This window comes from Rhizobium sp. FG113 (genome assembly GCF_057809895.1).
This window is the reverse complement of the sequence record NZ_JBMDKV010000012.1, coordinates 16,165-38,548: the sequence shown is the minus strand read 5'-3', so window position 1 is coordinate 38,548 and position 22,384 is coordinate 16,165. Positions and strand designations below refer to the sequence as shown.

At 61.5% G+C, this 22,384-nt stretch carries 27 protein-coding genes; 17 read left to right on the top strand and 10 right to left on the bottom strand.

Annotated features, from left to right (window positions below; genetic code table 11):
• Positions 1-25: 25 nt before the first annotated feature.
• Positions 26-1,441: a chromate efflux transporter gene (chrA, locus tag ACODTZ_RS23455; protein WP_489028523.1), complete on the bottom strand. Its 1,416-nt coding sequence runs from the start codon at positions 1,439-1,441 to the stop codon at positions 26-28.
• Between the two features lie 421 nt (positions 1,442-1,862).
• On the opposite strand from chrA, the gene groES reads away from it, so the two are divergent.
• The 3 genes from groES to ACODTZ_RS23440 all read left to right on the top strand — a co-directional run bounded on the left by groES (position 1,863) and on the right by ACODTZ_RS23440 (position 4,982).
• On the top strand, positions 1,863-2,159 hold the full coding sequence (groES, locus tag ACODTZ_RS23450) for a co-chaperone GroES (protein WP_018898571.1): 297 nt from the start codon (positions 1,863-1,865) through the stop codon (positions 2,157-2,159).
• Between the two features lie 58 nt (positions 2,160-2,217).
• On the top strand, positions 2,218-3,858 hold the full coding sequence (groL, locus tag ACODTZ_RS23445) for a chaperonin GroEL (RefSeq protein WP_018898570.1): 1,641 nt from the start codon (positions 2,218-2,220) through the stop codon (positions 3,856-3,858).
• 677 nt (positions 3,859-4,535) lie between these two features.
• Entirely contained in the window at positions 4,536-4,982 is a 447-nt protein-coding gene (locus tag ACODTZ_RS23440) for a hypothetical protein (RefSeq protein WP_489028520.1), read from the top strand.
• Positions 4,983-5,065: 83 nt separating this feature from the next.
• On the opposite strand, the gene ACODTZ_RS23435 is transcribed toward ACODTZ_RS23440, so the two are convergent.
• Positions 5,066-5,776: a glutathione binding-like protein gene (locus tag ACODTZ_RS23435; RefSeq protein ID WP_047508176.1), complete on the bottom strand. Its 711-nt coding sequence runs from the start codon at positions 5,774-5,776 to the stop codon at positions 5,066-5,068.
• Between the two features lie 221 nt (positions 5,777-5,997).
• Between ACODTZ_RS23435 and ACODTZ_RS23430 the strand changes: the two genes are divergently transcribed.
• Complete coding sequence (locus tag ACODTZ_RS23430) at positions 5,998-6,444, top strand: DoxX family protein (protein ID WP_047508180.1); 447 nt, start codon at positions 5,998-6,000, stop codon at positions 6,442-6,444.
• 87 nt (positions 6,445-6,531) lie between these two features.
• Here the strand turns inward: ACODTZ_RS23430 and hisG are convergent, their stop codons facing one another.
• The 3 genes from hisG to hisS form a co-directional block, all read right to left on the bottom strand.
• Positions 6,532-7,227 carry an ATP phosphoribosyltransferase gene (hisG, locus tag ACODTZ_RS23425; protein WP_111561794.1) on the bottom strand — a complete coding sequence of 232 codons (696 nt, stop codon included), beginning with the start codon at positions 7,225-7,227 and terminating at the stop codon, positions 6,532-6,534.
• On the bottom strand, positions 7,227-8,345 hold the full coding sequence (locus tag ACODTZ_RS23420) for an ATP phosphoribosyltransferase regulatory subunit (protein WP_489028517.1): 1,119 nt from the start codon (positions 8,343-8,345) through the stop codon (positions 7,227-7,229). Before ACODTZ_RS23420 ends, hisG begins: the two co-directional genes overlap by 1 nt.
• A 222-nt stretch (positions 8,346-8,567) precedes the next feature.
• Positions 8,568-10,088, bottom strand: coding sequence for a histidine--tRNA ligase (hisS, locus tag ACODTZ_RS23415; RefSeq protein ID WP_489028515.1), 1,521 nt, complete (start codon positions 10,086-10,088; stop codon positions 8,568-8,570).
• 129 nt (positions 10,089-10,217) lie between these two features.
• Here hisS and relB point away from each other — a divergent pair, with 129 nt between their 5' ends.
• The 7 genes from relB to copM all read left to right on the top strand — a co-directional run bounded on the left by relB (position 10,218) and on the right by copM (position 12,954).
• Positions 10,218-10,445, top strand: a complete 228-nt coding sequence (relB, locus tag ACODTZ_RS23410) for a type II toxin-antitoxin system RelB family antitoxin (RefSeq protein ID WP_402929302.1) — start codon at positions 10,218-10,220, stop codon at positions 10,443-10,445.
• Positions 10,429-10,698 carry a type II toxin-antitoxin system RelE family toxin gene (locus ACODTZ_RS23405; protein WP_489028513.1) on the top strand — a complete coding sequence of 90 codons (270 nt, stop codon included), beginning with the start codon at positions 10,429-10,431 and terminating at the stop codon, positions 10,696-10,698. Before relB ends, ACODTZ_RS23405 begins: the two co-directional genes overlap by 17 nt.
• A gap of 10 nt (positions 10,699-10,708) precedes the next feature.
• A complete protein-coding gene (locus ACODTZ_RS23400; protein WP_489028511.1) occupies positions 10,709-11,464 on the top strand; it encodes a hypothetical protein in 756 nt (251 codons plus the stop codon).
• A 65-nt stretch (positions 11,465-11,529) separates the two neighbouring features.
• Positions 11,530-11,808 (top strand): BrnT family toxin, encoded by a 279-nt coding sequence (locus ACODTZ_RS23395; protein ID WP_489028509.1) that lies wholly within the window; start codon positions 11,530-11,532, stop codon positions 11,806-11,808.
• Positions 11,771-12,085 carry a BrnA antitoxin family protein gene (locus tag ACODTZ_RS23390; RefSeq protein WP_489028507.1) on the top strand — a complete coding sequence of 105 codons (315 nt, stop codon included), beginning with the start codon at positions 11,771-11,773 and terminating at the stop codon, positions 12,083-12,085. Before ACODTZ_RS23395 ends, ACODTZ_RS23390 begins: the two co-directional genes overlap by 38 nt.
• Entirely contained in the window at positions 12,051-12,503 is a 453-nt protein-coding gene (locus ACODTZ_RS23385) for a hypothetical protein (RefSeq protein WP_489028505.1), read from the top strand. Before ACODTZ_RS23390 ends, ACODTZ_RS23385 begins: the two co-directional genes overlap by 35 nt.
• A gap of 73 nt (positions 12,504-12,576) precedes the next feature.
• The gene (copM, locus tag ACODTZ_RS23380) at positions 12,577-12,954 is read left to right on the top strand and encodes a CopM family metallochaperone (protein ID WP_489028503.1); all 378 of its coding nucleotides are present in this window, start codon (positions 12,577-12,579) and stop codon (positions 12,952-12,954) included.
• A gap of 62 nt (positions 12,955-13,016) precedes the next feature.
• Here the strand turns inward: copM and ACODTZ_RS23375 are convergent, their stop codons facing one another.
• On the bottom strand, positions 13,017-14,066 hold the full coding sequence (locus tag ACODTZ_RS23375; protein WP_489028501.1) for an aldo/keto reductase: 1,050 nt from the start codon (positions 14,064-14,066) through the stop codon (positions 13,017-13,019).
• A gap of 329 nt (positions 14,067-14,395) precedes the next feature.
• Here ACODTZ_RS23375 and ACODTZ_RS23370 point away from each other — a divergent pair, with 329 nt between their 5' ends.
• From ACODTZ_RS23370 to ACODTZ_RS23355, 4 genes are all read left to right on the top strand, one after another.
• Complete coding sequence (locus tag ACODTZ_RS23370; RefSeq protein ID WP_489028499.1) at positions 14,396-15,739, top strand: TadE/TadG family type IV pilus assembly protein; 1,344 nt, start codon at positions 14,396-14,398, stop codon at positions 15,737-15,739.
• Positions 15,739-16,269 (top strand): TadE/TadG family type IV pilus assembly protein, encoded by a 531-nt coding sequence (locus ACODTZ_RS23365; RefSeq protein WP_489028497.1) that lies wholly within the window; start codon positions 15,739-15,741, stop codon positions 16,267-16,269. Before ACODTZ_RS23370 ends, ACODTZ_RS23365 begins: the two co-directional genes overlap by 1 nt.
• On the top strand, positions 16,269-16,796 hold the full coding sequence (locus ACODTZ_RS23360; protein WP_489028495.1) for a TadE/TadG family type IV pilus assembly protein: 528 nt from the start codon (positions 16,269-16,271) through the stop codon (positions 16,794-16,796). The genes ACODTZ_RS23365 and ACODTZ_RS23360 overlap by 1 nt, the downstream gene beginning before the upstream one ends.
• Before the next feature lie 65 nt (positions 16,797-16,861).
• Complete coding sequence (locus tag ACODTZ_RS23355; protein ID WP_489028493.1) at positions 16,862-17,566, top strand: HAD family hydrolase; 705 nt, start codon at positions 16,862-16,864, stop codon at positions 17,564-17,566.
• Between the two features lie 7 nt (positions 17,567-17,573).
• Here the strand turns inward: ACODTZ_RS23355 and ACODTZ_RS23350 are convergent, their stop codons facing one another.
• Both ACODTZ_RS23350 and ACODTZ_RS23345 read right to left on the bottom strand, forming a co-directional pair.
• A complete protein-coding gene (locus ACODTZ_RS23350) occupies positions 17,574-18,080 on the bottom strand; it encodes a hypothetical protein (protein ID WP_489028491.1) in 507 nt (168 codons plus the stop codon).
• Positions 18,077-18,706: a DNA-3-methyladenine glycosylase I gene (locus ACODTZ_RS23345; RefSeq protein WP_489028489.1), complete on the bottom strand. Its 630-nt coding sequence runs from the start codon at positions 18,704-18,706 to the stop codon at positions 18,077-18,079. The genes ACODTZ_RS23350 and ACODTZ_RS23345 overlap by 4 nt, the downstream gene beginning before the upstream one ends.
• A 212-nt stretch (positions 18,707-18,918) precedes the next feature.
• On the opposite strand from ACODTZ_RS23345, the gene ACODTZ_RS23340 reads away from it, so the two are divergent.
• The gene (locus tag ACODTZ_RS23340; protein WP_113200569.1) at positions 18,919-19,665 is read left to right on the top strand and encodes a L,D-transpeptidase; all 747 of its coding nucleotides are present in this window, start codon (positions 18,919-18,921) and stop codon (positions 19,663-19,665) included.
• Positions 19,666-19,788: 123 nt separating this feature from the next.
• Positions 19,789-20,460, top strand: coding sequence for a L,D-transpeptidase (locus tag ACODTZ_RS23335; RefSeq protein WP_112979939.1), 672 nt, complete (start codon positions 19,789-19,791; stop codon positions 20,458-20,460).
• Positions 20,461-20,562: 102 nt separating this feature from the next.
• Here ACODTZ_RS23335 and ACODTZ_RS23330 read toward each other — a convergent pair whose 3' ends face one another.
• Together ACODTZ_RS23330 and glcF are read right to left on the bottom strand one after the other, a co-directional pair.
• The gene (locus ACODTZ_RS23330) at positions 20,563-21,000 is read right to left on the bottom strand and encodes a hypothetical protein (RefSeq protein ID WP_047508210.1); all 438 of its coding nucleotides are present in this window, start codon (positions 20,998-21,000) and stop codon (positions 20,563-20,565) included.
• Positions 21,001-21,056: 56 nt separating this feature from the next.
• Positions 21,057-22,370 carry a glycolate oxidase subunit GlcF gene (gene glcF, locus ACODTZ_RS23325; RefSeq protein ID WP_489028486.1) on the bottom strand — a complete coding sequence of 438 codons (1,314 nt, stop codon included), beginning with the start codon at positions 22,368-22,370 and terminating at the stop codon, positions 21,057-21,059.
• Between the last annotated feature and the right edge of the window lie 14 nt (positions 22,371-22,384).

Genomic DNA, 22,384 nt, shown 5'->3' with positions numbered 1-22,384 from the left:
GCGACCCGGTGCGCTCCGGCGGCCTTCAGAGCAGCAGTTCGGCGCCCTTGATGGCGAGACCGGCAACAGCGCAAAGCCCCAGCACCTTGACCATGCCCATCTTCACGTAGAACAGCAGGACAGACGCGATCACGAAGATCGCCAGCGCCGCGATATCGATCGTGGCCCATTGGGGCCAGGCGAGGCTGACGATGGGAAGGCCAGCACCACGCGACAGAAGTGCGATCCGGCCGACCTCGGCGAAGAGCACATGCAGGCCGAACCAGAGCGACAGATTGAGGATGACGCCGACGACGGCCGCTGTGATGGCCGACAGCGCCGCCGACAGACCGGCATTGTCGCGCAGCTTCTCGACGAAGGGTGCGCCGGCGAAGATCCAGACGAAGCTGGGTACGAAAGTGGCCCAGGCGACCAGCGTGGCGCCGAGCGCGCCGCCCATCAGCGGCGCCATGAAAAGCGGGTTGCGGTAGCCCGCGAGGAAGCCGACGAAACAGAGGACGAGAACCAGCGGGCCGGGTGTGGTTTCGGCCAGCGCTAGGCCATCCAGCATCTCGCCCGGCTGCAGCCAGGCATAATGACCGACGGCGACCTGCGCGACATAGGTGAGCACCGCATAGGCGCCGCCGAAGGTGATCACCGCCATCTTGGAGAAGAAGATGAAGAGCGCGCCGAAGACATTGGTCTCGCCGCTGAGCGCCTCGGCGATGAGATCGGAGGGCGCATGCAGATTGCGTACGAGGAGCAGCGGCGCCTGCCAAATCAGGATCCAGAAGACGAGAACCAGCAACGGTCGGGCGATGGCGTGGGTCGTAAACGTGGGCAGGCGGCGGGGCGATTGCGCTTTGGCTTCTTGCGTCGGCGCGTGGCGATTGGCATAGCGGTGCAGCGCAAAGCCGGTGAGGCCGGCCAGGATGACGACGATGGGGAACGGCGCGTTCAGCATGAACAGCGCCAGGAAAGAGGCGCCGGCGATGTAATAATGCGCGCTGGTCTTTAAGGCGCGGCGGGCAAGGCGCAGCAGCGCTTCGACGACAACAGCAAGCACGGCCGCCTTGAGGCCGAAGAACAGGGCTGGAAGCCAGGCGGTCTCCTGGAAGACGGCGTAGAGGGCGGAGAGCCCCAGCATGACCACGAAGCCCGGCAGGATGAAAAGCAGGCCGGCGAGGATGCCGCCGCGCACGCCGTGCATCAGCCAGCCGATATAGGTGGCAAGCTGCTGCGCCTCGGGTCCGGGAAGCAGCATGCAGTAGTTCAGCGCATGCAGGAAGCGATCCTCGGAGATCCAGCGCTTTTCGTCGACGATGGTCCGGTGCATCAGGGCGATCTGGCCGGCAGGGCCGCCGAAGCTCAGACAGCCGATCCTGGCCCAGACGCGGACGGCCTCGCCAAACGGCACCGATGCCACGCTGTCATCCGCCATCACCGCTTCGTCCACGCTCATATATATCCACCCCTTTGCCGACCTCTGCCGGCTGCCCCTGTCGCTCGATACCACCCGCATCGGGGCTGGACAATCCCGGCCCGGCGGCGTGGCTGAGACGGCGCTTCCTGTTGGCATTTCGCAAATTCCGGACACGGGTTTATGACAAAGCTCGGCGCCGGGGGATGCGGCTCTGTCCCTGCCCTTTCCGGCATTAACCATCGAAGCGTTTTCCCGTGCTCGAAAGGCGCGCGGCAGGTTCACAACTTTGCCATCAAACGGCTATAGACATGGGGCGTCGGAAAATTACGACAGCTTCCCTTGACTCCCCAGATGGCCGCTCCTAAATGCAGGTCGCTAGCACTCACCAGAGGAGAGTGCTAACACCCATCCGTGTGGGCCATACCGGCCTGCGAGTGTCATTTGATCGAGGGATTAGACAATGGCAAGCACCAACTTCCGCCCCCTTCACGATCGCGTCGTTGTTCGCCGCGTTGAGTCCGAAGAAAAGACCAAGGGCGGCATCATCATTCCTGACACCGCCAAGGAAAAGCCGCAGGAAGGCGAGATCGTCGCCGTCGGCACCGGCGCTCGTGACGAGTCCGGCAAGGTCGTCGCTCTCGACGTCAAGGCTGGCGACCGCGTTCTGTTCGGCAAGTGGTCCGGCACCGAAGTCAAGATCAACGGCGAAGACCTTCTGATCATGAAGGAAGCCGACATCATGGGCATCATCGGCTAATCAGCCGGTTTCCCACTTCATCCCAATTCGCTGACACCCCTTTTCAGGAGTTCTCAAAATGGCAGCTAAAGAAGTAAAGTTCGGCCGCTCTGCGCGCGAAAAGATGCTGCGCGGCGTCGACATCCTCGCTGACGCAGTGCAGGTAACCCTCGGCCCGAAGGGTCGTAACGTCGTTATCGACAAGTCCTTCGGCGCTCCGCGCATCACCAAGGACGGTGTATCGGTCGCCAAGGAAATCGAACTCGAAGACAAGTTCGAAAACATGGGCGCCCAGATGGTCCGCGAAGTTGCTTCGAAGACCAACGACATCGCCGGCGACGGCACCACGACGGCTACCGTTCTGGCCCGCGCTATCGTTCGCGAAGGCGCCAAGGCAGTTGCTGCCGGCATGAACCCGATGGACCTGAAGCGCGGTATCGACCTCGCTGTTGCAGAAGTCGTCAAGGACCTGCAGGCCAAGGCCAAGAAGATCTCCACCTCGGCTGAAGTTGCCCAGGTCGGCACGATCTCCGCAAACGGCGACAAGCAGGTCGGTGACGACATTGCTGAAGCCATGCAGAAGGTCGGCAACGAAGGTGTCATCACCGTCGAAGAAGCCAAGACCGCTGAAACCGAACTCGAAGTCGTCGAAGGCATGCAGTTCGACCGCGGCTACCTGTCGCCTTACTTCGTCACCAACCCGGAAAAGATGGTCGCCGACCTCGACGACGCTTACATTCTCCTCCACGAGAAGAAGCTCTCGAACCTGCAGGCGATGCTCCCGGTTCTCGAAGCCGTCGTTCAGACCGGCAAGCCGCTCCTCATCATCGCTGAAGACGTCGAAGGCGAAGCTCTTGCTACGCTCGTCGTCAACAAGCTGCGCGGTGGCCTGAAGATCGCTGCCGTCAAGGCTCCTGGCTTCGGCGACCGCCGCAAGGCCATGCTGGAAGACATCGCCATCCTCACGGGCGGCACCGTCATCTCCGAAGACCTCGGCATCAAGCTCGAATCCGTAACGCTCGACATGCTCGGCCGTTCGAAGAAGGTTTCGATCTCCAAGGAAAACACGACGATCGTCGACGGCGCTGGCGCCAAGTCCGACATCGAAGGCCGCGTTGCTCAGATCAAGGCTCAGATCGAAGAAACCTCTTCCGATTATGACCGCGAAAAGCTGCAGGAACGTCTTGCCAAGCTCGCTGGCGGCGTTGCCGTCATCCGCGTTGGCGGCTCCACGGAAATCGAAGTCAAGGAGCGCAAGGACCGCATCGACGACGCTCTGAACGCAACGCGCGCTGCTGTTCAGGAAGGTATCGTACCTGGTGGTGGCGTTGCTCTCCTCCGTTCGGCTTCCAAGATCACCGCAAAGGGTGCAAACGACGACCAGGAAGCTGGCGTCAACATCATCCGTCGCGCTCTGCAGTCGCTGGTTCGCCAGATCTCCGAGAACGCCGGTGACGAAGCATCGATCGTTGTTGGCAAGATCCTCGAGAAGAACGAAGACAACTACGGCTACAACGCCCAGACGTCTGAATATGGCGACATGATCGCCATGGGCATCGTCGACCCGGTCAAGGTTGTTCGCACGGCTCTGCAGAACGCAGCTTCGGTTGCTTCGCTGCTGATCACCACCGAAGCCATGATCGCCGAGCTGCCGAAGAAGGACGCTCCTGCCGGCATGCCTGGCGGCATGGGCGGAATGGGCGGCATGGACATGATGTAAGACCGGAAGGTCTTGCATCTGAGCCATCAGGTTCAGTTACGGAAGGGCGGCCCTCGGGTCGCCCTTTTCGTTTTGTGATTCGTACTCACATTTGAACACAACATTTTTCAACCACGTGATGAAACGTATAATCATACAAATGGTGAGCCGTTGAGCTTGGCGAGGCTTTCGTGAAGCTTGCTCGACGGGCGATTTTTACCGAGGGGTCAAATTCCCGTAACAATCGAGTTTTCGATCCAATGGTTGTCGTCAGCAGCTTGAAAAGCCCGCAAGTCCATCAATTCTGCATTATTTAGCAGTGTTTTCATCAACCTTTCCGCTATTTCTGATCGTTAACCGTTGAGCGTCAGCGTACGCCAGCGTGTGAAAAGCCATTGCCGTTTCTGCAAAAAAACTTATAGATTCGCGCTGTGTTCGGCGTTTCGTTCAGGCGCTCTTGCCGCCGCATCGCCGACACCGCTCAGAATTGCATTGACGCATGGACAGAGTTACTTATCCTGAATTAAATTAGAAGTTGCATATTTTGGAAAGGCTGGGCAGAGTGGGCTCACTTTACGGAGCGACCGCTCGGAACGCTATTTTCCAGCCACCGAGCATGATGCCCGGCGTCGACTGAATCTGTGATGTTTGCCGGGTGTGCAGCATGGGAGAACGCTGCGCCCAAACTGGGGAACAATGTGTTTAAGATAACAAAAACCACCGCAGCGGCACCGCTCTTGCGCGGATCGCTGGAACTCAACGACAACAATCCCGACATGCTCGCTCAGCTCTCGATATCGGAAAGCTGGGTCGGCGACTTTTCCAGCGGCGTGATCCGCCTTCAGGAACGCAGCGCCCGGCTTCATGGCCTGAGCGTACCCGAATGCGGCCTGCTCAGCCTGATGCGCTGTTACGATCCCAAGGATCGCGGCCGTATCGTCCAGATTTTCGAACAGGCCGCGGCGCTATCCTCGTCCTTCTGTTTTTCGACCACGATCATCATGCCAAACGGCTACCGCCAGCCGCTTTTCTGCATGGGTGAATCGAACGGCTACGAAGAGGAAGGCAATGGCAGCATGATCGGCATGTTCATCTTCCCGCGCATCGAAGCCGACACGAACAAGGCCGCCATTCGCCGCCAGTAAAATCTACCTGCTGTCACGGAAAAGCCGGCCCAGTGGGCCGGCTTTTGACGTTCTGGGCACTGCGTTTGCGCCGAGGGCTTGGCTCAGGCCGGACGCGCCGGGATGTTCAGGCCCTTTTCGCTGGCCGGGCGCGCGATGCAGCGCTTCAGCCAGTCCATGACCGCCGGGAACTTGTCGTATTCCAAAAGCTCCCTGCCGCCATAAAAGACGTCGGCGCCGCGCACCCATGGGAACGTGGTGATATCGGCGATGGTGTAGGTGTCGCCCATGATCCACTGGCGGCCCTGCAGGCGCTCTTCCAGCACGCCGAGCAGGCGCTTGGATTCATCTCGGTAGCGCTCCACCGGATAGGAGTTGTTGGCGACCTTGTCGGCGGCGAACTTGTGGAAGTGGCCGAGCTGGCCGAACATCGGCCCGATGCCGCCCATCTGGAAGAACACCCACTGGAGCGTCTCGTAGCGGCCGGCGCTATCCTGGGGCATGAGCTTGCCGGTCTTTTCCGCGAGATAGACGAGGATCGCTCCGGACTCGAACAGGCCGATCGGCTTTCCATCAGGGCCATTGGGATCGATGATCGCCGGAATGCGGCCATTCGGATTGAGCGACATGAACTCCGGAGATTTCTGGTCGTTGGTGCCGAAAGAGATCAGATGCGGCTCGTAGGGCAGAGCCAGCTCCTCAAGCGCGATCGATACCTTCACGCCGTTCGGCGTCGGCAGCGAATAGAGCTGGATGATATCGGGGTTGCTTGCCGGCCAGCGTTTGGTGATCGGGAATGCGGAAAGGTCTGCCATCTGAATTCTCCATGCGGGATAAGGCGGCCGACCATAGAAGAGCCCCGAGGGACATGGCAAGCGGTGATCGTGCGCGATCAATCGTTCACCATTACTGAACAAACTGTCCGCTCCCGTCTATCTTTCCATGACGGCCAAAAAAGAGGAGAAACAGTGCATACGAGATCGACAACCGTGCCGGGGGCACACCGGTCTCAGCTCATTCAACCGGAGACAGTTCCATGTCGAATACCCAGAACATTGTCATTCTCGTCGCCCGCATCCTCCTGTCCTTCATCTTCATCTATTCCGGCTTCGGCAAGCTGACCGACCCGGCTGGTACCGCCGGCATGATCACCGGCGCCGGCCTGCCTGCCGCGACCGCCCTTGCCTATCTCGCCGGCCTGTTCGAACTCGTCACCGGTCTTGCCGTTCTCGTCGGCTTCCAGACGAAGATCGTTGGCTGGGCACTGGCCGCATTCTGCATCTTCACCGGCGCTGTCTTCCACTCCGGCACCGTTGCCGTTCCCGGCTGGCCGGATGCCGCTCTCGGCTGGATCAACGCTCTCAACGGCATCATGCTGATGAAGAACTTCACGCTGGCTGGCGCCTACATCCTGCTCGCCACCTTCGGCCCGGGCCTCTACTCGATCGATGCCCGCCGTGGCGCCCTGCCGGTCGCCGCTTAATCGGCACCTCATTCTCCCAAGCATAAAAAAGCCCGCCGCCAGTTCATCTGGCGGCGGGCTTTTTCGTAATTGATACGACGATAGATATCAGAGCGCGGCGCGGACGGCTTCGATCAGGCGCGCAACGGAAGGCTCGTCGGCGTGGCTCTGCTTGCGGGCGCGCACGAGGCAAGCCTCTGAGCGCAGGATCACGCCATCCGACAGGATCTTCAGGTGGTTGGCGCGCAGCGTCGAGCCGGTCGAGGTGATATCGACGATGATATCGGCAGAGCCCGATGCCGGTGCTCCCTCGGTCGCGCCCAGGCTCTCGACGATGCGATAGAGCTGGATGCCGTGCTGGCGCGAGAAGAACTGCTGCGTCAGTCGCCAGTATTTGGTGGCGATCGTCAGGCGGCGACCGTGGCGGGCGCGGAAATCGGTGGCGACGTCGCCGAGATCGGCCATGCTGTCGACATCGAGCCAGATCTCCGGCACGGCGACGATGACATCGGCGTGGCCGAAGCCGAGACGGGCGCAGAATTCGACGCGCTTGTCGGCTTCCGCCAAGCCTTCGCGGATCAGATCTTCACCGGTAACGCCGAAATCGACGGTGCCGTTGCCGAGCTCCTTGGAGATCTCGGAAGCCGAAAGGAAAGCGACCTCGACATCATCCCAGCCTTCGACACGGCCGCGATAGGAACGATCGTTGCCGACAGCGGTGATCTTCATTCCGGCCTTCTCGAAGATGGCCGATGCGTCGTCCTTCATCCGGCCCTTGGAGGGCAGCGCGATGGTGATGGTCATCAGGCGGCCCTTTCCGTTTCGATGCGATCCAGCCACAGCGAGAAGCCGACAGCCGGTATGCGTTCCTTGGCGCCGAGCAGCGTCATCAGCTTGTCGAAGCGACCACCACCGGCGAGAACGGCAGCCGAGCCCTCGACGCCGATCTCGAAGACGAGGCCGGTGTAATAATCCAGCGGGCGGCCGAAGGCGGCGCGGTAATCGATCAACGAGAGATCGACGCCGGCATTGGCGAGTGCGGCGACGCGGCCATCGAAGCGCGACAGGGCGTTGCCGAGCTTGAGGCCGGCGGCATCGGCGAAGCCGGAGAGCGCTGCTGAGGCATTGATCAGCGGCACGTTGAGCGACAGGAACTCCTTCAGCACAAGGAAGGCTGCGTCATCGAGCCGGGTTTCCGACAGGATCAGCTTCTCCTTCAGCCGGCGAGCAATATCCTGCGGCGAGCGGCTGGCATTGGTGGAATAGCCCGTCGCCTGCATGGTGGCGTCGATGTGGGCGACCAGCGCCTCTTCATCGTCGGCTCCGAGAAGACGCGCGACATCGTCGCTGAGACCGGTGACGAATTGCGGGCTGACGAGGCTAGCGAGCAGGGCTTCGAGATGGGTGGTGTCGCCAAAGGCATGGATCAGCCGCTTCTGCCAGCCGAGCGGCAGGCCGAGCGCCTGGACGACGGCTTCGAAGACGGCCTGATCGCCGAGCGTGACGGCCAGTTTCTTGCCCGGCAGCAGCCGCGACAGCACGCCGGCCGCGTCACCAATGGCGCGGGCGTCGGCGCTCGGGATGTTGATATCGCCGAGATCCTCGATGCCCGCCTGATAGAACTCATTGCCGCCTTCGCGGCGCTGGCGGAAAACTTCGCCGAGATAGGCGTAGCGCTTCGGCGTGCCCATGGCGCTTTCGATATGGCGCAGGCAGACGGGAATGGTGAATTCCGGACGCAGACACAGGCTAGCGCCTGTTTCGCTCTCGGTCATGAAGATGCGGCGGCGAAGATCCTCGCCGGCGATATCGAGAAAGGGTTCGGCCGGTTGGATGACCGGGGTGTCGACGCGCTCGGTGCTGCGGGCGGCGAATTCGGCGAGCAGGTCTTCGGAGAAGGCTGGGAGGTTGATCAGGGGCATGGGGTTGGTGTCTCCGGGGAATACCCCCCTCTGCCCTGCCGGGCTACCGGGGCAGAGCCGCGTGTCTCTGCCCGCGCTTCGCGCCCCCCACAAGGGGGGAGATCGACTCGTGGCAGCCTTTCGGCCAAACAATGAGAGTGGAGCGAGCGGGTGCGCCCAGCCAATCTCCCCCCTTGTGGGGGAGATGTCCGGCAGGACAGAGGGGGGTGCTGGCGCCGCCCCTCAAACATCAGAGGCTCGCTTGCGATCTTCCGCCTGCGCCGCCAGGATTTCCTTCACCTTGGCGACCAGATCGGCCTCCTTGACGGTCTCCTGCGCCACGCGGGCTTCGCGCCACGAGGCGTTGTCCTCGATCTCGCCGGAGAGGCGCTTGCCCTCGATCAGGTCCTTGATCTGCACGACGCCGTCTGCGCGCTCGTCACCACCCTGGATGATGGCGACGGGGCAGCCGCGGCGGTCGGCGTATTTCAGCTGGTTGCCGAACTTCTTCCAGTTGCCCTGGTACATTTCCGCGCGAATGCCGGCCGCACGCAGTTCCTGGGTGATGCGCTGGTAGCGGCCCATGGCCTCGACATCGCCATCCATGACGGTGACGAGGACGGGTTCAATAACCTCGCTCTGCCCGAGCTTGCCAAGGTTCTTCAGCGCCGTCATCAGACGCGAGACGCCGATGGAGAAGCCAGTTGCCGGAACCGGCTGGCCCATGAAGCGGGAAACCAGTCCATCATAACGACCACCGCCGCCGACGGAGCCGAAGACAACCTTCTCGCCCTTCTCGTTGGTGACGTCGAACAGCAGCTCGGCTTCGTAGACCGGGCCGGTGTAGTATTCGAGGCCACGGACGACGGAGGGGTCGATCTTGATACGGTCGGACTGGTAGCCGGCGCCGGTGACGAGACTGCCGATGAGGTTCAGTTCCTCGACACCTTCAGCACCCTTCGAGGTGCCAGCGACGAGTTCGGCAAGCTGGGCGGCGCTTTCGGCGTAATCCTTGATGCCGACGAAAAAGAGAACCTTGTCGATCTGACCCTGGTCGAGCCCGGCACCCTTGGTGAAATCGCCGGACTCATCCTTACGGCCGGGGCCGAGCAGGAGAGCCACGCCCTCTGGACCAAACTTGTCGAGCTTGTCGATGGCGCGCAGTACGTTCAAACGCTGGGCGGCCTTGTCATCGCCGCCGAGGCCGATGGCTTCCAGAACGCCGTCGAGAACCTTACGATTGTTGACGCGGATGACATAGTCGCCGCGCTTGATGCCGAGGGCTTCCAGCGTGTCCGACATCATCATGCACATCTCGGCATCGGCCTGCACGCCGGGCGCGCCGACGGTATCAGCGTCGAACTGCATGAACTGGCGGAAGCGGCCGGGGCCGGGCTTTTCGTTGCGGAAGACATAGCCGGCGCGGTAGGTGCGGTAGGGCAGCTGGATCTCGTTGAAGTTTTCCGCGACATGGCGGGCGAGCGGCGCCGTCAGGTCGTAACGCAGCGACATCCACTGCTCGTCGTCATCCTGCAGGGAGAAGACACCTTCGTTCGGACGATCGGCATCCGGCAGGAACTTGCCGAGCGCATCGGTGTATTCGAAGAGCGGCGTTTCGACAGGATCGAAACCATAATGCTCGTAGACTTCGCGGATCTTCGCGGTCATCTCGTTGACGGCGCGAATATCGGCCGCCGAACGATCGACGAAGCCGCGGGGAAGTCTGGCCTTGAGCTTTTGTGGTTTCTTCTGCTTGTCGTTCATTTCCAACGTCTTCCGCTCAGTGTGACAGTGGCGGTTTCCTAGCGGAAAGGGCCGGATGCGGCAAGTGTCGGCGGCTGGCGAAGTGTGCGATCCGATGGTATATCTCCATCACCTGAAGGGATCATCGCCATGAACAAGCGCGTCACGATCGAAATGCCGGATGAGATGATGAAGCTCGTCGAGGAATATGCGGCCGAAGCGGGTGCTGCGCCGGACGCCTATGTGCGCGACGTGATCGGACAGCACCTCGAGGATCTGCACGACATCGCGCTCGCCGAGGCGGCAATGGAGCGCATCCGCAAGGGAGAAGACCAGGTCATAAGCTCCGAGGAGTTCTGGCGTGGCATGGACGATTGAGTATACGATCTCGGTCCAGAAATACACCAAGAAGCTCGATCCGGTCATTCGCAGGCGTATCAGGCAGTTCTTGGATGAGCGGCTTGTCACTCACGAAAATCCACGCGACCTCGGCAAGGCCTTGAAGGGCCATGCACTTCGCAGCTATTGGCGCTATGAGGTCGGCGACTACCGCATCATCTGCGATATTCAGGACCAGAAGCTTATTGTGCTCGTGGTCGAAATCGGCCATCGCCGGGACATTTATCGCTGAAAGCAACATAGTGATCGCAGAAGCCCTCCTCTACGCCGCCACTCTCCCCTTCACCAGCAAGCCGCACCGCAAATATATCCGCTACTCCGTCAATCTCTGGTCCCGCGCCAATCGCTGCAGCCGGCAGTGGGCGGAGCATGAGGAGAATACGAGGCGGGCGATCCTTGCGGCGATAGCGGGCTGCAAGCAGCGGCGGACGGCCGTTGTGCTGGGGTCCGGCTTGCTGCGCGACGTGCCGATCCGGGAGTTGGCGGCCAGCTTCGATACGGTCGTTTTGATCGATCTCGTGCATGTCGCGACAGTGAGGATGAAGATGCGCCGCAAGGCCTATCGCAATGTCCGGCTGATCGAGCGCGATCCCTCCGGCTATGACGCGCTTGCGGCCGGCGAGACGCCGGAGCCGCTGGGCTTCCTGCGCAATGTGCCCTATCTCGACCTCGTGGTTTCGGCCAATCTGCTCTCGCAGATCGGGCGTGGGGTGCAGCGGCGGTTCGAGGCCGAGCGGGAGCGGATGCCTGCCGATACGGTGGAGCAGCTGATTGCGGCGCATCTTTCCGGCTTGTCGCGCATGCCGTTCAAGAGCTGCCTTGTCACTGACGTCTCCTATACGGTGGTCGATCGCAACGGAAAGACCCATGAAGAGAGCGACCTGATGCATGGGGTTATTGTGCCGGAGGCGCGGGCGTCGTGGGCCTGGCCAGTGGTGCCGATAGGCGAGGAAAGCGCGGATTATCAGGTTATCCATCAGGTGATTGCGGCTTGGTGAATTGCAAGATATCGTGATGCAATCAAAGATTTATTGTATCACTTTTATTTTGCGATATCGTATCGATGAAGATCGTTTGGGATGAGCCGAAACGTGTCCGTAATGCTGCGAAGCATGGGCTGGATTTTTGTGACCTGGATGAGGATTTCTTCGCGGCGGCGATGATCCTCGACGCCAGGAGCCCGAGGCTGAAGGCCGTGGGTGTCCTGATCGAGGATGTAATCGCCGTCGTTTTCGCGGTTCTCGGGAGCGAGGGGATTTCCGTCATCTCGATGCGCCGGGCAAGCCGCCAGGAAAGGAGGCTCTATGAACAATTCCAGTCGAAAGATCCTCGGCCTCACTGACGAGGAAGAGGCCGCGATCCAGCGCGGCATTGCCGAGGACCCCGACAACCCCGAATGGACCGAAGCGGACTTCAAGAAGGCTCGCCCCTTCGCGGAGGTCTTCCCCGAGCTTGCCGAGAGCATCCGGCGTTCGCGAGGGCGGCCGGCGGTGGAGAGCCCGAAGCGGCAGATATCGCTGAGGCTCGATCCCGATGTGATCGACGCCTTCAAGGCGACTGGCAAGGGATGGCAGGGGCGGATCAATGATGCGTTACGCAAGGCCGCCAAGCTCGATTAGCGCGACGCGACGTCTTGGCAGCGGTGGCGCGCTTGCCTATGTTCGACCGATGCGGCTTTTCTCTATCGCGACGATGATGCTGGCTTGGCTGACCTACGGAACGATGTTCGCGTGGGCCGGATGTCCAATGTGTGCTTCGATGAGCCAGCCGGCCGCCGACTCGATGACCATGCAGCATCGTCATATGCCAGGCATGGATATGGGCGAGACCGTTAAGGGCTCAGTGCCGGCGAAGAACCCGTGTGCTGACGGAGGCATGGCGCATATGCCGCTCTGTTCCGCCTGTCTGGTCGTGCCCGTCGACGTGATTGTTCATGCGGATGGCAAGCAGGTGTTTTCCTATCCCTCGCCGGCGATCGCGCTTGCCCTTCCCGGCGCACGGCCGGCGCCTCAGGCGCCCCCTCCCCGACTGATCTGACATCAAGCCCCTGAGAAACGCGGCACGATACGCCGCATCGGACTTTCATTGCCAGACTGAGGAAGGAAATCCCATGTCTTTGAAACTACTTGCTCTCACCACCGGTCTCGTCGCCGGCCTTTCGTTCATCGCTCTTCCTGCAAGTGCGGAAGACAAGCCGATGGATATGGACATGAGCATGCCGATGGGCGACCACAGCCCGTCCAGCCATGCCTTTTCCGAGGCCAACAACAAGATGCACAAGGACATGATGATCGAATATAGCGGCGACGCCGATATCGACTTCGTGCGCGGAATGATCGCCCATCATCAGGGGGCGATCGACATGGCCAAGGTGGAGCTGCAATACGGGAAGGATCCCGAGATGCGCAAGCTGGCGGAGGGCGTGATCAAGGCGCAGGAGGCTGAGATCACCGAGATGCAGGCGTGGCTGAAGGCGCACGCCAGGTAAGCGAGCTACCTCTGTAAGCTGGACGCCGGGTTTGCCCCGGCGTCCAGTCTTTCAATCTGCTCTCAAGCCTTCGGTTCGAACGGTGCGGGTCGGCGACCCGCACCCTGGCGGGAGAGCATCCAGCCGGGATACTCGGGGGCCAGTTCGCTCACCTCGTCCAGCCTCTTCAGGTCATCGGCATCGAGTTTCAGTCCGACGGCTGCGAGGTTCTGGTCGAGCTGTTCGATGCGCTTGGCGCCGATGATGACAGTTGTCACGAAAGGCTTGGCGAGCACATAGGCGAGCGCCACGGTGGCGACGCTTACGCCGTGCTTTTCGGCGATCTCGCGCATGATGGCAACGCAGGCCCAGGCGCGGTCCTTGTCGACAGGCGGGAAGTCGAAGGCGGCGCGGCGACCTTCGCCGTTGCCGGGCGCGCCGGGGCCGTATTTGCCCGACAACAGGCCGCCTGCGAGCGGCGACCAGACCATCAGGCCGACCTTCTCCTCGTTCATCATCGGTACGATATCGCGCTCGAGGTCGCGGCCGGCGATGGAGTAATAGGCCTGCACGGTCTCGAAGCGGGCGAAGCCGCGACGTTCCGAAATCCCAAGCGCCTTGGCGATGCGCCATGCCTGCCAGTTGGAAACGCCGACATAGCGGACAAGGCCGCGCGAGACGAGATCGTCCATCGCCCGCAGCGTCTCGTCGATCGGGGTGACGCTGTCGGTGCCATGGATCTGGTAGAGATCGATATGATCGGTCTGCAGACGCTCCAGGCTCTTTTCGACGGAATCCATGATGTGGCCACGCGAGGCGCCGCGATCGTTCGGCTTGTCTCCCATCGCGCCGTAGACCTTGGTGGCGATGACGACGTCCTTGCGGGCGACGCCGAGGTTTTTCAGCGACTGGCCGAGCAGCTTTTCGGAGTCGCCGAAGGAATAGACGTCGGCGGTATCGATGAAATTGACGCCCGCCGAAAGCGACCGTTCGACGATCGCATCGGCCGCCTTCTGGTCGACATCGGCGATGGAGCCCCACGGGCTGCTTGGGTCAGGAGCGCCGAAGGTCATGGTGCCCAGGCAGATTTCGGAGACGAACAGGCCGGTATTTCCAAGCTGGTTGTAACGCATGGTCAAACGTTTCCTTGTGAGGACCGCCGTGAAGCCGGCGGAGGGAATGATCCCGGTTCTATGATTTTTGGGCGGCGCAGCGCTGGCATGGCAGCGCCTGCCGCAGGCATGAACCCATCAGACATAAGTTGCGCGCGTTCGGTTTCAACGGCTCACGCGATACGCAGGGGTTGCAGCAACATAGGTCGCTCGCAACTCATTGGCGCACAACCGTGATTGCACCATACGATTGTCGCTCTTAGTGATTGTATTTACCGGGTTTTCCGAGCGGATTCATAAAATTCTAATTGATATCCACCTAAACAATCCTCGCAGATGCGGGGGCAATCATGACATTCTTGGTTCAGCTTGTGAGTTCACTGCTGCGCAACAAGCGCGGCAATGTGGCGATGATCGTCGCGCTGCTTTTCGTGCCAATGGTCTTGGCCGGTGGCGCCGGGGTCGATCTCGCGCGCTATGAAGCCGTGCGCGTGGAAATGCAGGACGGGCTCGATCGCGGCGTGCTCGCGGCGGCGTCGCTGTCGCAGAAGCAGAAGACCGCCGACGTCCTGAAAAGCTACATGAACAACCTTGCCTACGGCGCCGACGTGGCCATCGATTTTTCCGAGGCGACGGCGATGAACTCGCGCAAGATCTCGGCCAACGCCTCCTATACGATCAACACCGCCTTCATGCATCTGGCCGGCGTCAAGACGTTGACGATCAAGACGGCGTCGAGCGCCGAGGAGGCCAAGCAGAATATCGAGCTGTCGCTGATGCTCGACATGTCGGGCTCGATGGTGGGGAGCAAGATCAAGAACCTGAAGATCGCCTCGCAGCAGTTCATCGACCAGATCCTGACCGACGACACCAAGGACTATACGACGATCAGCGTCGTGCCCTATGCGGGCCACGTCAACGTGGGTTCCGCGGTCTTCGACAAGCTCGGCGGCACGCGCCTCACCGGCCAGTCGCAGCCGACCAAGGATCCGAACTACAAGGGATCGTGCTTCGAGCTCGACAATGCGGGCTTTGGCAGCGATGCGATCCCGAGCTTCAAGGCTCGGTCGAACCTGCCGATCTTCACGAACTGGAATTACAACACGACGGACAAGGAAAAGAGATGGTGGTGGTGCCCCGGCGAAGAGGACGCGATCACCTATTTCTCCAATGACGCGACCTATCTCAAAGCCCGGCTGAGCGCGCTGCAGCTCTATGACGGCACCGGCACGCAGAACGCCATGCAGTGGGGCTACATGCTGCTCAATCCGGCTTCATCCAGTATCGTGCAGGCGGCGATCGCGAGCGGGCAGATGTCTTCGAAGTTCTCCAACCGCCCGTCCAGCTTCAGCGATGCCGATACGATGAAGGTGCTCGTCTTGATGACTGACGGCGTGATCACCGCGCAATTTCGCCCGAACGACTACAAGCGCTCTCCGGATCTCAGCCCGAGCAACTACACGATGTCAGGCAACACGGCGACCTACTTGAGCAATATCTGCACGACCGCCAAGGGCAAGGGCATCACCATCTTCACCATCGGCTTCGAACTCGGCAGCGACACCACGGCGATCAACGCCATGAAGAACTGCGCGACGAGCTCGGCCCACTTCTACCAGGCCTCCGGTTCCGGCATCGGCGACGCGTTCAAGTCGATCTCGACATCGATCCGCAAACTGAGACTGACGCAGTAATGAGAGTGGGCTTTTTCAGTAGCGCGCGCCGGCTTTTCGGTGACAGCAAGGGCGCGGCGGCGATCGAGTTCGCCATCCTGGCGCCGATCGTCTTCAGCATCATCTTCTCGATCTTCGAGGCTGGTTTCATCATGACGCAGTCGATCATGCTCGACCGTGCCGTCAGCCGCAGTTCGCGCGCGCTGCAGATCAACGGCGCCAAGATGAGCTATGCCGATTTCAAGGCTTCGGTGTGCAAGGAAGCGGTGATCCTCAGCGATTGCGTCAAGTCGATCCGCATCGAGTTCACGCCGGTCACCAAGGCTTCGGACTTTCCGACGACGGGCACGCCCTGCGTCGACCGCTCCGTCGCCATAGATCCTGTCACCAGCTACAATTCCGGCCAGCCCTCGCAGATCATCTTCACCCGCGCCTGCTATGTCGTCGATCCCCTGGTGCCGGGGCTCGGCTTCGGCCTGAGTTTTCCCAAGGACAACACCGGCGCCATCCAGCTGACCTCCAGCTTTGCCTTCGTCAACGAGCCGACCTGATGTTGAAGCACGCCTTTTCCCGCCTGATCCGCGAGCGCTCCGGCGCATCCGCGATCGAGTTCGCGTTGCTGGCGCCGATCCTGCTGTTCTTCTTCATGGCGAGCATAACGGTTTTCGACATGTACCGGACCTACCAGAATATCGTGCAGGCCAATGGTATCGTCGCCGACGTGATCTCGCGGCAAACCTCGATCGACAATACCTTCGTGTCCAACCTCTACAGCGTCTTCACGCATCTGCAGCAGAACAGCACGGCCCCGATCGCGCTCAGGATCTCCAGCATCAAGAAGACCGCCGGGGTCTACAAGCTGGATTGGACGAAGGAGAGCGGCACGGCCGGCCTGTTGAAGGCGCAGGTTCTCAGCAGCTCGACGCTGCCGCAGCTGACGGACGGAGATTCGGTGATCTATGTCGAGGGTGCGGCCAGCTACACGGCGATGACCAGCATCATGGGCTTCGGCAGCATGACGTTCGCCGAGACCGCCTTTTCACGCCCGCGCTTCATCGGCGCCATCGTCTATCAGTGACACCATCCCTTGCGGCGAAGGCGCGAGGCTCCTAATTGTTTTTGAATGAACAAGAGGGTGCGCCCATGACGACCCGCACGCTGACCACGATCGGCTTCGATGCCGACGACACGCTGTGGCAGAACGAGCAATTCTACCGGCTGACGGAAACGCACTTCACCGAACTGCTTTCCGACTATGCGGAGGGTACGGTGGTTTCGGAGCGGCTGCTGGCCGCCGAGAAGCGCAATCTTCAGCATTACGGCTTCGGCATCAAAGGCTTCACGCTGTCGATGATCGAGACCGCGATCGAGATTACCGAGGGCAATGTGCCGGCTTCGGTGATCGCGCAGATCCTCGATACCGGGCGGGATCTTCTCTCGCATCCAGTCGAGACGCTGCCCGAAGTGCGCGTGACGCTGGCGGCGCTAGCCGAACATTACCTGCTCGTGCTGATCACCAAGGGCGACCTGTTCGACCAGGAGCGCAAGCTGGCGCAGTCCGGTCTTGGGGATTTCTTCCATGCCGTCGAGATCGTTTCCGACAAGACGGCGGTTACCTATCGCCGGATCTTCTCCAAGATCGGCGGCGGGCCGGAGCGGGCGATGATGGTGGGCAATTCGCTGAAGTCGGACATCGTGCCGGCAATCGCCGCCGGCAGCTACGGCGTGTTCGTGCCGCACGAACTGACCTGGGTGCTCGAGCATGTCGAGGAGCCGACGGAGGCGCCACGCTTTCGCAAGATCGAACGGCTCGGCGAACTGCGCGGCGTGATCGATAGTCTGGGCTAGAGATCGTTTACTTGCGCGAGGGGAAGAGCGGCGATGGCTTGCTGTCGTCGGCGGGGGCTGGCGCAGGCTCGGTTGTTGCCGGCGCACTTGAAGCCGCCTGCGGTTCCACGAGAATGCTGTAGGGTGCGCCGAGGCCGCGTCTTGGAGAGGCCTTGGAATAATAGGGACGGAGCAGCCAGGTGGCGTCCTGCTTGACCGTCGTCTGGAAGGTCTGCCCGTCCTCGTCGGTGCCGAAGATCGCCTCGTCGTCGGGGGCCGCGAGATCGAAGATCGCCAGGAAAGCGAACTGGCTCTTCGTCGAGAAATCGATCTTCACCTGCTGGCCGGCCTTGACGGGCAAGGTGTAGACCTTGCCATTGCCGAACTTCGTCCAGCCCTTCAGCTCCATCGTCGCTGCCGGAAACTGCAGCTTTTCCAGCCTTTCGCCGCGCTGTAGCTCGGGTGTCTGCGCCATAGCGGCGGGCGCGATCGCGATTACGGCGATCGCCATTGCCATCAGCTTCAGTTTCTTCATGGACGTACCAATGCGTCGCGCATCGCCTCTACTTCGGGACGGCAGTAGCAGCCTTCGAGATGATCGTTGACGAGACCCATTGCCTGCATGAATGCGTAAACTGTGGTCGGGCCGACAAAGGTCCAGCCGCGCTTCTTCAAATTCTTGGATATGGCGACCGAGGTGGGCGTGGTCGGATTGGCCATGATCGTGGCGCGATCGACCACCTTGGGGCGCTCATTGTGACCGGGCTCGTAGCTCCAGAAATAATGGGCCAGCGAGCCGAACTCGTCGCGCAGCTCGATCGCGCGCTTGGCGTTGTTGATGGTCGAGACGATCTTGCCGCGATGGCGGATGATGCCGGCATCGTTAACGCAACGCTCGACATCCTCATCCGTAAACAGCGCCACCTTCTCGAAATCGAAGCCGGCGAAGGCCGCGCGGAAATTCTCGCGCTTGCGCAGTATGGTGAGCCAGGAGAGGCCGGACTGGAAGCCTTCGAGGCAGATCTTCTCGAACAGGCGGATATCGTTGGTAACCGGCCTGCCCCATTCCTCGTCGTGATAGCGCAGATAATCCGGCAGGTTGCCGTGCCAATGACAGCGGCTCTTGCCGTCCTCACCGATTGTAATGCCTGTCTCGCTCATCACGTTCCATTCGTTTCAGCGGCTGCGAATCCGGCTTTACCATTTGCAAACCCTGTTTCCAAACCGAACGATAACCCTGACGAAAAGTTTATGGGCCAGTTCGGCTTTTAGTGAACGCGGGTTTACCATTCGCTGGCGAGCGCGGTGGCAGCATGATCGGCAGGTGGCGGATGCCGCCCGTCCATTTTCGGCCATTGTAGAGAGTTCGTCCGATGATGAAATCCGTTTTGCTCGCCGCAGCCCTGCTCGGCGTCTTTTCCACGGCCGCCCTTGGCGACGACCGTTACGTTTCCCGTCCGCCTGTCGTGCTAAGCCCTGATCTCGCGGCACCGTGGATCATGCAGCTCAGCGGCGGCGGCAATGTTCGCCCCGTCGTCTACCAGCGCCCCGTCATCGTGCAGCAGCAGCGCGGGCTGTTTGCTCCGCGCGCCGTTCGTCGCGCGCCGGCAGCACAGCAGGTCTCGGCGATCAATCCCGGCGTCCCCGTGATCCGCGGCCAGATCGAGCCGCAGTTCCTGCCGCAGATGGTCGACTACCAGACCAAGGAAGCGCCTGGCACCATCGTCATCGATACCAACAACCGCTTCCTCTATCTGGTCATGGCAAACGGCAAGGCGCGGCGTTACGGCGTCGGCGTCGGCAAGCCAGGCTTCGAGTGGGCCGGCGTGCATAAGGTGACCCGCAAGTCCGAGTGGCCGGACTGGACACCACCGTCGGAAATGATCAGCCGCGAGGCGGCGAAGGGCCATTATCTCCCGGCGCGCATGGATGGCGGACCGGAAAATCCGCTTGGCGCGCGCGCCATGTATCTCGGCTCGACGCTCTATCGCATCCACGGCACCAATGCCCCATGGACGATCGGAAGCGCCGTTTCCTCGGGCTGTATCCGCCTGCGCAACGAGGACGTCGTCGACCTTTACGAACGTGTCAAAGTGGGCACGCGGGTCATCGTGATCTGAATTTTCTTATGGCGGCAAGGACACACCTTGCCGCCTACCCCCGCATTTTCAGGGTTTCCAGCTTGAAATCCCGGTCGATTCCGTTAGCTTTGCCGGCGATCGTGCCTTGAGAGGGAAATCGAAATGAAGAAAGTGTCTCTGCTCGTGGCGGCCGTTGCCGTTGCGATGTCGGGTATGGTGGCCGTTGCCAGCGCCGAGCCCGTAATGACGGCGACGGATGCCGTTCGTGGCGTCAAGCACAGCCAGCAGGTCAAGCCGCAATACAAGAAGCGTGTCGTCCGCCTCATCACCAATGAAGCCCCGGGCACCGTGATCGTCGATACGGTCAACAAATATCTCTACCTCGTCGAAGGCCGCAACAAGGCCACGCGCTACGGCATCGGTGTCGGCCGCGAAGGCTTCGGCTGGTCGGGCGTGGTGAAGATCGGCCGCAAGGCTGAATGGCCGACCTGGACGCCGCCGGCTGAAATGCGCGCTCGCGAGGCCCGCGCCGGCCACAACCTGCCGGCCGTACAGCCGGGTGGCCCGGACAATCCGCTCGGCGCCCGCGCCATGTATCTCTACCAGGGCAACCGCGACACGATCTTCCGCATCCACGGCACCAACCAGCCCTGGACGATCGGCCTCAACCTGTCTTCGGGCTGCATCCGCATGGTCAATGACGACGTCGCCGATCTCTACGACCGCGTTCCCGTCGGCACCAAGGTCATCGTCGTCGGCCCCGGCAACAAGCAGGGCAATGTCGCCTTCGACGACCGCGGCATCGACGTTCTGAGAACGATCTTCGGCGGCTAAGGCCGCACGCGTTAATAGTAAAGATTAGGACAGGTGGCCGGCTTGCTGGCCACCTGTTTCGTTTGTGCTGCGAGGGAATGAGCCCGTTTCACGCGGCCAATGCTACTTGGCGCCGCAGCTGACCTTACCATTGAAGGCGATCGGCTTGTCGCCGCCGTAAACCGTCATGTCATAGACGCCCTGAAACGCCGTTGCGCCGTTCGGCTGCTCAGCGGAGACGGTGAGATTGACGCTCTGTCCACCGGCGGCCTTTCCACCATCGTAGAGAATTTCGAGACGCAACTCGCCATTGTGCGACCAGCGATTGCTCAGGCTATCGGAATCGATCGAGACGCGGCCGAGCGGCTGCGGGGCTGTTTCGTTCTTGATGATCAAAGCGCCCCTGAAGTGGTTGAGTTCATGACCGGGCTCGGCCTTGAACCCGCTTTCGACGGTGAAGCGGACGTTCTTGTCATCGGCGGAACAGAAGAAACGGCTGTCGGCGTGTGCGACTTCGGTGGCGCCAACAAGAGCGGTGAACGCCAGGAGGAAACGATGCATGCTTGAGCTCCAAATGCCGCCGGACGATCCGGCCGCGTCAGGCTAGCCCGAAACCCTTAAATTTTTCTGGCCGCTAATTTGACGGGCATCTCGCCGCCATAGGCCCAATCGAGCAGTTCCACGGTGTGCAGGATGGGGATCGCGGTCGCCGACGCGATCTGCGTGATGCAGCCGATATTGCCTGTGGCGATGATATCGGGTTTCGTCGCCTCGATGTTCTTCACCTTGCGGGCCTTGAGCGCGTCGGCAATATCCGGCTGCATGATGTTGTAGGTGCCGGCCGAGCCGCAACAGAGGTGGCCTTCGGCCGGATCGCGCACGGTAAAGCCCGCAGCCTTCAACAGCTGCTTCGGCGCCATGGTGATCTTCTGGCCGTGCTGCATCGAGCAGGCGGAGTGATAGGCGACCGTCAGCCCCCTCGGCATGTGCGAGGGAAGATCGAGCGTCGCCAGGTACTCGGTGACATCGCGGGCGAGCGCGGAAACGCGGACGGCCTTTTCGGCGTAGAGAGGATCGAGCCGCAGCATGTGGCCGTAATCCTTGATCGTCGTGCCGCAGCCGGACGCGGTGATGACAATGGCATCGAGCCTGCCCTTCTCGATCTCGCGGGTCCAGACATCGACATTGGCCCGGGCGCTTGCCAGCGCCTGTTCCTCGCGGCCCATGTGATGGACCAGCGACCCGCAGCAGACCTCTCCCTTGGGCACCACCACCTCGACGCCGAGACGAGTGAGAAGCCGGATGGTCGCGGCGTTGATGGCGGGGTCGAGCACCTGTTGCGCGCAGCCGGTGAGGATCGCCACACGTCCTCGTTGCTCGGCCTGCTGCGCTGCGTGTGTTGCCGGCGTCGCCAGATGCGAGGGTGCGGGCAGGCTGCGCGGGGCGAGCGCCAGCATGGCGGCGAAAGGCTTCAGCGCGGTGTGTCGACGGAACAGGGCTTCCAGCGGCCGGCCGAGGCGGGCCAGACGCAGCGCCAGGCGGAAGCGGCCGGGATAGGGCAGAACGGCGGCGAGAATGCCGCGCGTCAGCCGGTTCATGAAGGGGCGCTTGTAGGTCTTTTCGATATGGGCGCGGGCGTGATCGACGAGATGCATGTAATCGACGCCCGAGGGACAGGTGGTCACGCAGGCAAGGCAGGAGAGACAGCGGTCGATATGGGTGACCACCTCCGTGTCGGCCGGGCGGTCATTTTCCAGCATGTCCTTGATGAGATAGATGCGGCCGCGCGGACTGTCGAGCTCGTTGCCAAGCGTCACATAGGTCGGACAGGTGGCGGTGCAGAAGCCGCAATGGACGCATTTGCGCAGGATCTGCTCGGAGGCCGCGACCTGGGGATCGGCAAGCTGGGCGGGAGTGAAGTTGGTTTGCATGTCAGGCTCGTCCG